This is a genomic window from Azospirillum brasilense, from assembly GCF_003349955.1.
GTDB classification, from domain to species: Bacteria; Pseudomonadota; Alphaproteobacteria; order Azospirillales; family Azospirillaceae; genus Azospirillum; species Azospirillum brasilense_B.
The window spans coordinates 21,637-28,167 of sequence record NZ_QLKQ01000088.1; the positions used below are offsets into that span (position 1 = coordinate 21,637).

Below are 6,531 nucleotides of genomic sequence, written 5' to 3' on the forward strand. Positions count from 1 at the left end.
CCCGCCGGTTCGATCACAGCTCGATCAGCGCGTAGGGCCTCCCCGATTCCTTCTCGATGGTCTGGGCGACGTTGTAGACCGGCGTGCCGCGCAGGGTCCGGCCGGCGTAGCTGCCATGGTGGGCGTGGCCGTGGACGACCGCCTGGACGTGGAAGCGGTCGATGGTCTCCGCCAGACGAGAGGAGCCGAGGAACGGATAGATTTCGGTCGGCTCGCCGCGCACCGTCTCGGCAATCGGGGCGTAGTGCAGGACGACCATCGTCCGCTCGGTCTCCAGCTGGCGCAGGGCGCTTTCCAGCCGCATCGCCTCGTTCAGCGACTCCTGCACGAACTGCTTGATCGCCGGTTCGCCGAAGGCGTCGAGCATGCGGTTCTCGAAGCCGCCGCCGAAGCCCTTCACCCCGGCGAAGCCGACGCCGCGGATCTCCACCGGGTTGCCGTCAAGGAAGCGGACGCCGGCCTGCTCCAGGATGCGCTGCATCTCCTCGACATGGCCGCATTCGTGGTCGTGGTTGCCCAGCACGGCGACCACCGGGATGCCGATGGCGCGCAGATCCTCGGCCAGCACTTCGGCCTCGCGCGGCTTGCCGTGGTTGGTCAGGTCGCCGGCCAGCGCCAGGACGTCCGCCCGGTCGGCGATCTCCTGGAACAGCTCGCGGTAGGGATGGGTGGAGGTTTCCCCCACATGGATGTCGCCGATGGCGGCGACCTTCAACGTTGCGTCAGCCATGCTTCGATTCCTCGCCGACGACGTCGGCGAACCCCCAGTCCGTGACGTCGATCCGATAATCCTCGCGCGAGAACAGCCGCCCCCGGCAGATGCGGGTCTGCGGCACCGGCAGCTTCGCGCGCTCGTTCAGCCGGTCCAGAAGCTCCTGCAACAGCCAGGCGGGGATGTGGTCGCGCTCCGTCGGGTAGATGAAGCGGAAGTTCAGGACGTGCATCAGCAGCACCTCCCAATACTGCTCCATGTGGCCGAGCAGGCGTTTCCAGTCGATGTGGGCGTGCTGCTTCAGGATCATGTGGGCGACGTCGGGGCCGTCGTGCTTGTGCCGCATCTGCACGAAGGCCTTGGAGAAGACCATTTCCGTCGGCGGGATGAGTTGGACGTCGGTGCCGCAGACCAGCGCACGGTGGTCCTCCTCGAACCAGCGGTCGTTGACCGGGTTGATGGCGGCGGCGGAATTGAAGATCACGTCGAAGAACAGGTCGCCGTGCAGGACCTTGCCGATCCAGCGCTCGTCCTCGATCTCCGTGGTGAAGCCGCGGTCCTGGAAATGGGCGAGGATGCGCGGGAAATCGCCGCCCCGGCAGAAGACGTCGATGTCCTTGGTCGGCCGGGTGATGCCGGTGTAGGCGCTGAGCGCGTAGGTGCCGCCCAGCAGGAAAGGGATTCCGGATTCCGTCAGAACCTTCAGGCTCTCCGTGTAGAAGGCTTCGGCCTCCGCCGAAACATGCGCACGCCCCTCACGCCCCCGGCTTTCATGCCCCAGACCTTCGCAGTTGCCGTCCATCGCACCCCCTCTCCCCCGCCGTTGTCCGTTGCGCCTTCAACAGGAGGAGCGGGCGAAACAGCACCACCGGATGGTGTCGATGGCCGGGAAAAATGCCGGCAAAGGCGGGTGGAACCGCCGCCCCGCTACGCCGGTTGAGGGTGGTATTGCTGATGGGGAGGCAACCGATGGCACGACATCCGATCCCACAGGGCCTATTGCTCGCCGCCGGCCTCGTGCTGTGCGGCGCCGGTCCCGCCTTGGCGCAGGGAAGCTGCGCCGCGCTGGTCGACCGCTTCGCCGCCGAGAACAACCTGTCGGCCAGCCCGCCGCCGGTCGCGACGCCACCGGGCAGCTCCGGCTCCACAGCCGGGGATGGCTCGCTGCCGAGCGGCAGTTCCGGCACGACGCCGGACCAGCTCGCCCGCTCGGGCGGGGTGGTGGCGCCGCCGGCCTCGGGCGATCAGGCGGTGATCGAGCCGCCGCGCACCGGGGCTCCCATGCCGACCGCCCCGGCGGTGCGGCCCGACGCCGCGCCGAACAGCGGCTCCTCGATGGAGAGCGGGTCGATGGGGCAGGCGGCGCGCAACGCCCAGATCGAATCGCTGGTGACCGCCGCGCGCTCCGCCGCGAAGGACGGCAACGAGCAGCTTTGCATGGACTCCCTGGACAAGGCGCGCGGCCTGACCCGCGCCGCGCCGGGTGCGACGGGTGGCACGATGGGCGGGGGTGGCTGATGGCGACAACGCGGATGATGGCCGAACTGATGGCCGCCGACCTGAGCGTCGCCGGTCCCCTGCCTCCCTCCCCGCCGACCCCGGACATGCCGGTGCCGCCGCCCGGCATGCCGGACATGCCCGGAGACCCCTCGCGGCCGCCGATCAAGGAGCCGCCGGACGCCATCCCCGTTCCCCCGGAGGAACCGCCGCCGAACCCCGAGCGGCTCGCCTGACACCACCCGCCGGGGAGAAAAATGGCACCAGGGCCGCGGGAGCGCGAAACGGCGCTCCTGCGGTCTTGTGATTCGCGCGGGGAAAGGCGATGTCTTCTCTCGGCACCGAAGGCCGGTGCCGAGTCGCCTCTTGGAGTTCAGTGGGTCTCATGCACCGTCAACCCCCGCGCCAGCACGTCTACCGCCAGCCCGTCGTCCTCGGCACCCAGGTTCAGGCCACCGTCAAGTGGTACGATCCGACCCGCGGCTTCGGCTTCGTCAAGTTCGAGGACGGGTCGCCCGACGCCCTGATCCCCGCCGCCATCGTCGGCACCGCCGGCCACGAGTCCCTGCCGGACGGCGCCACCGTCGTGGTGGACATCGTCGAGGGGCGCAAGGGCAACCAGGTCTCCGCCCTGCATTCGGTCGACACCTCCACCGCCGTCCCGGCGCGCCCGGCCCGTGCCCAGGGTCCGCGCCCGTCCTTTGGCGACCGCGGTGGCTTCGGTGACCGCGGGGGCGACCGCGGGTTCGGCAACCGTGGTTTCAACGACCGTGGCGGTGACCGGGGCGGTGATCGCGGGTTCGGTGGCCGGGGCGACAGCCGCGGCTTCAACGACCGCGGCGGCGACCGGGGCGGCTTCGGCGGCCCGCGCCGTCCGGCGGCGGGCGGCCCGACCACCCAGACCGAGGGCACCGTGAAGTGGTTCAACGCCACCAAGGGCTTCGGCTTCATCGCCCAGGACGGCGGCGGCCAGGACGTGTTCGTCCACGTCAAGGCGGTGGAGCGTTCCGGCCTGCAGGGGCTGAACGACGGCCAGCGTGTCCGCATCTCCATCCGCCAGGGCGACAAGGGTCCGGAAGCCGTCTCGGTCGAAGAGGCGTAAGGCGTCGGCCCGCCGAAGGTGGGCTTCCGAAGGTAAGGTGTCGTTCGGCCCGGTTGAACGGCGGCGCAAAGCCGCGCATCGTGGCGGAGCGGGGCGGCGGCGCGACGGCACGCCGCCCCGGCCCGACACGACCCAAGAGAGGACGTCCAGTGGTTCCCGTCACCTGTCCGACCACGCCCTTCGACGGCCAGAAGCCCGGCACCTCCGGGCTGCGCAAGGCCGTGAAGGTCTTTGAGCAGCCGCGCTATCTGGAAAACTTCGTCCAATCCATCTTCGACTGCGTGGACGGCCTGTCCGGCGCCACGCTGGTGATCGGCGGCGACGGGCGGTACCACAACCGCACCGCCGTGCAGACCATCCTGCGCATGGCCGCGGCCAACGGCGTCGCGCGCGCGGTGGTCGGGCGCGGCGGCATCCTGTCGACCCCGGCGGCCTCCTGCGTCATCCGCAAGCGCGGCGCCATCGGCGGCGTGATCCTGTCGGCCAGCCACAACCCCGGCGGACCGGACGGCGATTTCGGCATCAAGTTCAACGCCGCCAACGGCGGCCCGGCGCCGGAGTCACTGACCGACGCCTTCTTCGCCCGCTCCAAGGCCATCACCGAATACAGGACGCTGGAGTCGCCGGACCTCGACCTCGACCGGCTCGGCGAGACGGCGCTCGGCGGCATGGCGGTGGAGGTCATCGACCCGGTGGCCGACTACGCGGAGCTGATGGACTCGCTGTTCGACATGGCGGCGATCCGCAAGCTGTTCGCGTCGGGCTTCCGCATGGTGTTCGACGCCATGCACGCGGTCACCGGCCCCTACGCCACGGAGATCCTGGAGCGCCGCCTGGGCGCCCCCGCCGGCACCGTCATCAACGGCACGCCGCTGGAGGATTTCGGCGGGCACCACCCCGACCCCAACCTCGCCCACGCCGAGGAGCTGGTCGGGCGGCTGTTCGGCCCGGACGCGCCGGACTTCGGCGCCGCCTCGGACGGCGACGGCGACCGCAACATGATCCTGGGCCGCAACGTCTTCGTCTCGCCCAGCGACAGCCTCGCCGTGCTGGCCGCCAACGCCACCCACGTCCCGGCCTTCAAGGGCGGTCTGGCGGGCGTCGCCCGCTCGATGCCGACCAGCCGGGCGGTGGACCGCGTGGCGGCGAAGCTGGGGATGTCCTGCTACGAGACGCCGACGGGCTGGAAGTTCTTCGGCACGCTGCTCGACGCCGGGCGCATCACCCTGTGCGGCGAGGAGAGCTTCGGCACCGGCGCCGACCATGTGCGCGAGAAGGACGGGCTGTGGGCCGTCCTGATGTGGCTCAACGTCCTGGCCGCCCGCGGCCTGTCGGTGGCCGAGCTGATGGACGAGCATTGGGGCACCTACGGCCGCACCTATTACGGCCGCCACGATTACGAGGCCATCCCGCAGGAGGCCGCCGACGCCCTGATCGCCGAACTGCGCGGGACGCTGCCGGGGCTGGCCGGCACGGACCTCGGCGGGCGCAAGGTCGCGGCGGCGGACGAGTTCGCCTACACCGACCCGGTGGACGGCAGCCGGTCGGAGCGGCAGGGCCTGCGCGTCGGGTTCGAGGACGGGTCGCGCATCGTCTACCGCCTGTCCGGCACCGGCACCTCGGGCGCCACGCTGCGCGTCTATTTCGAGCGGTACGAGCCGGTCGGCGGCGAGCATGGGCTGGACGCCCCGGTGGCGCTGAAGCCGCTGGCCGATCTGGCCGCGGAACTGGCCGGCATCGAGCGCCACACCGGCCGCACCAAGCCGGACGTCGCCACGTAACGACGTGATCAGAAGAAGGCCCTTCCCCTGGAGCCGGGGGAAGGGCCTTTTTCGTTTCAGAACACCGCCTGGAGCAGTCCCAGCGTGCGCCGCTTGGCCAGGGCGGCGCTCGCCGCGTCGTAGCTGGCCCGCTCGTCGCAGTTGAAGCCGTGGCCGGCGGGATAGAGGTGCGTGATGGCGCTGGGATGGCGCTCGCGCACCGCCTCGGCCACCGTCAGGGGGATGGCGTGGTCCGTCTCGCCGAAATGCAGCAGCACGGGCGCGCGCGGCGCCTCGTCCAGCCGGTTGCCGATGCCGCCGCCGTAATAGGCGACGGCGGCGCGGACCGGCAGGCGCGACGCGGCGGCCCAGGCGATGGTGCCGCCCCAGCAATAGCCGGCGATGGCCGCCCTCTCCGCCCCGCCGAGATGGGCGAGCCCCGCCGCGACGTCGGTCAGCGCGTCGTCGACGCTGACCGCGCCCATCAGGTCGCGGCCGCGCTGCACGCCGGCCTCGTCGTAGGGCAGTTCCACCCCGCGTTGCGCCCGGTCGAACAAGGCGGGGGCCAGCGTGTGGTAGCCATCCGCCGCGTAGCCGTCGCAGACGCGGCGGATGTGGCTGTTGATGCCGAAAATCTCCTGGACGATCAGAAGCCGCCCCTTCTCCGGCCCGACGGGCCGGGCTTCGTAGGCGGTCAGCCGGTGCCCGTCGGACGCCGTCAGGTGCGTCCAGGCGCCGGTCGTTCCGGTGGTCGTTCCGGTCATGGCTGGTCTCTCCCTCCATTCGTTCCGTGCAGGGAAGATAGCAGCCTGACGCCGGGTGTCATCCGCGACCGACTGGCCCATATCCCCTAGGACCGTCACCCCGTCACTGGAGCCGCCCGATGTCCGCCCCCGCCGACCGTTCCCCGACCGCCGGACCCTTCGACCTGACGCCGCCGACGCCGGAGCAGCGCGCGGCGCTGGTGGAGCGCCTGTCGGACGAGGAGCGGCACGTCCTGCTCAGCCACGGGACGGAGGCGCCCTTCTGCGGCGGCCTGCTCGACAACAAGAAGCCGGGCACCTACGCCTGCCGGCTGTGCGGCCTGCCGCTGTTCCGGTCCGGGACGAAGTTCGAATCCGGCACCGGCTGGCCCAGCTTCACCGCGCCCTACGAGAACGCGCATCTGAAGCTGGTGCAGGACAACAGCTACGGCATGGTGCGGGTGGAGACGCTGTGCGCCCGCTGCGGCAGCCACCAGGGGCACGTCTTCCCCGACGGCCCGCCGCCGACCGGCATGCGCTTCTGCATCAACTCCGTCTCGCTGGCCTTCCTGCCCGAGGGGCAGGCGCTGGCGAGGAGCGTTCAGGATTGGGTGGAGGAGGGGGCGGCGTTCTAGCTCCGTATTGCCCCCACCCTAACCCTCCCCCGCTGACGCAGGGGAGGGGACTGGGTTCTCCCTCCCCTGCGAAGCGGGGGAG

8 protein-coding genes are annotated in these 6,531 nt (G+C 71.0%); 5 read left to right on the top strand and 3 right to left on the bottom strand.

Going from position 1 to position 6,531, the window contains the following annotated elements; genetic code table 11:
* Positions 1 to 13: 13 nt before the first annotated feature.
* Both DXK32_RS27450 and DXK32_RS27455 read right to left on the bottom strand, forming a co-directional pair.
* Positions 14 to 730 carry a metallophosphoesterase family protein gene (locus DXK32_RS27450; protein WP_114861411.1) on the bottom strand — a complete coding sequence of 239 codons (717 nt, stop codon included), beginning with the start codon at positions 728 to 730 and terminating at the stop codon, positions 14 to 16.
* A complete protein-coding gene (locus tag DXK32_RS27455) occupies positions 723 to 1,514 on the bottom strand; it encodes a nucleotidyltransferase (protein ID WP_114861412.1) in 792 nt (263 codons plus the stop codon). Before DXK32_RS27455 ends, DXK32_RS27450 begins: the two co-directional genes overlap by 8 nt.
* Positions 1,515 to 1,681: 167 nt before the next feature.
* Between DXK32_RS27455 and DXK32_RS27460 the strand changes: the two genes are divergently transcribed.
* The 4 genes from DXK32_RS27460 (at position 1,682) to DXK32_RS27475 (ending at position 5,092) form a co-directional block, all read left to right on the top strand.
* Positions 1,682 to 2,230, top strand: a complete 549-nt coding sequence (locus DXK32_RS27460) for a hypothetical protein (protein ID WP_162801372.1) — start codon at positions 1,682 to 1,684, stop codon at positions 2,228 to 2,230.
* Entirely contained in the window at positions 2,230 to 2,445 is a 216-nt protein-coding gene (locus tag DXK32_RS27465; RefSeq protein WP_114861414.1) for a hypothetical protein, read from the top strand. Before DXK32_RS27460 ends, DXK32_RS27465 begins: the two co-directional genes overlap by 1 nt.
* A gap of 149 nt (positions 2,446 to 2,594) precedes the next feature.
* Positions 2,595 to 3,311, top strand: coding sequence for a cold-shock protein (locus tag DXK32_RS33555; RefSeq protein WP_114861415.1), 717 nt, complete (start codon positions 2,595 to 2,597; stop codon positions 3,309 to 3,311).
* A gap of 149 nt (positions 3,312 to 3,460) precedes the next feature.
* Positions 3,461 to 5,092 carry an alpha-D-glucose phosphate-specific phosphoglucomutase gene (locus DXK32_RS27475; protein WP_114861416.1) on the top strand — a complete coding sequence of 544 codons (1,632 nt, stop codon included), beginning with the start codon at positions 3,461 to 3,463 and terminating at the stop codon, positions 5,090 to 5,092.
* A 56-nt stretch (positions 5,093 to 5,148) separates the two neighbouring features.
* On the opposite strand, the gene DXK32_RS27480 is transcribed toward DXK32_RS27475, so the two are convergent.
* Positions 5,149 to 5,835 carry a dienelactone hydrolase family protein gene (locus tag DXK32_RS27480; RefSeq protein WP_114861417.1) on the bottom strand — a complete coding sequence of 229 codons (687 nt, stop codon included), beginning with the start codon at positions 5,833 to 5,835 and terminating at the stop codon, positions 5,149 to 5,151.
* Between the two features lie 119 nt (positions 5,836 to 5,954).
* On the opposite strand from DXK32_RS27480, the gene msrB reads away from it, so the two are divergent.
* Positions 5,955 to 6,449 (top strand): peptide-methionine (R)-S-oxide reductase MsrB, encoded by a 495-nt coding sequence (gene msrB, locus DXK32_RS27485; protein WP_114861418.1) that lies wholly within the window; start codon positions 5,955 to 5,957, stop codon positions 6,447 to 6,449.
* Positions 6,450 to 6,531: the final 82 nt, after the last annotated feature.

Excerpts from the sequence above, each read along its gene's own strand:
- msrB (WP_114861418.1), top strand. The coding sequence starts at position 5,955 with ATGTCCGCCCCCGCCGACCGTTCCCCGACCGCCGGACCCTTCGACCTG.
- DXK32_RS27480 (WP_114861417.1), bottom strand. The coding sequence starts at position 5,835 with ATGACCGGAACGACCACCGGAACGACCGGCGCCTGGACGCACCTGACG.
- DXK32_RS27450 (WP_114861411.1), bottom strand. The coding sequence starts at position 730 with ATGGCTGACGCAACGTTGAAGGTCGCCGCCATCGGCGACATCCATGTG.
- DXK32_RS27455 (WP_114861412.1), bottom strand. The coding sequence starts at position 1,514 with ATGGACGGCAACTGCGAAGGTCTGGGGCATGAAAGCCGGGGGCGTGAG.
- DXK32_RS27465 (WP_114861414.1), top strand. The coding sequence starts at position 2,230 with ATGGCGACAACGCGGATGATGGCCGAACTGATGGCCGCCGACCTGAGC.
- DXK32_RS33555 (WP_114861415.1), top strand. The coding sequence starts at position 2,595 with ATGCACCGTCAACCCCCGCGCCAGCACGTCTACCGCCAGCCCGTCGTC.
- DXK32_RS27460 (WP_162801372.1), top strand. The coding sequence starts at position 1,682 with ATGGCACGACATCCGATCCCACAGGGCCTATTGCTCGCCGCCGGCCTC.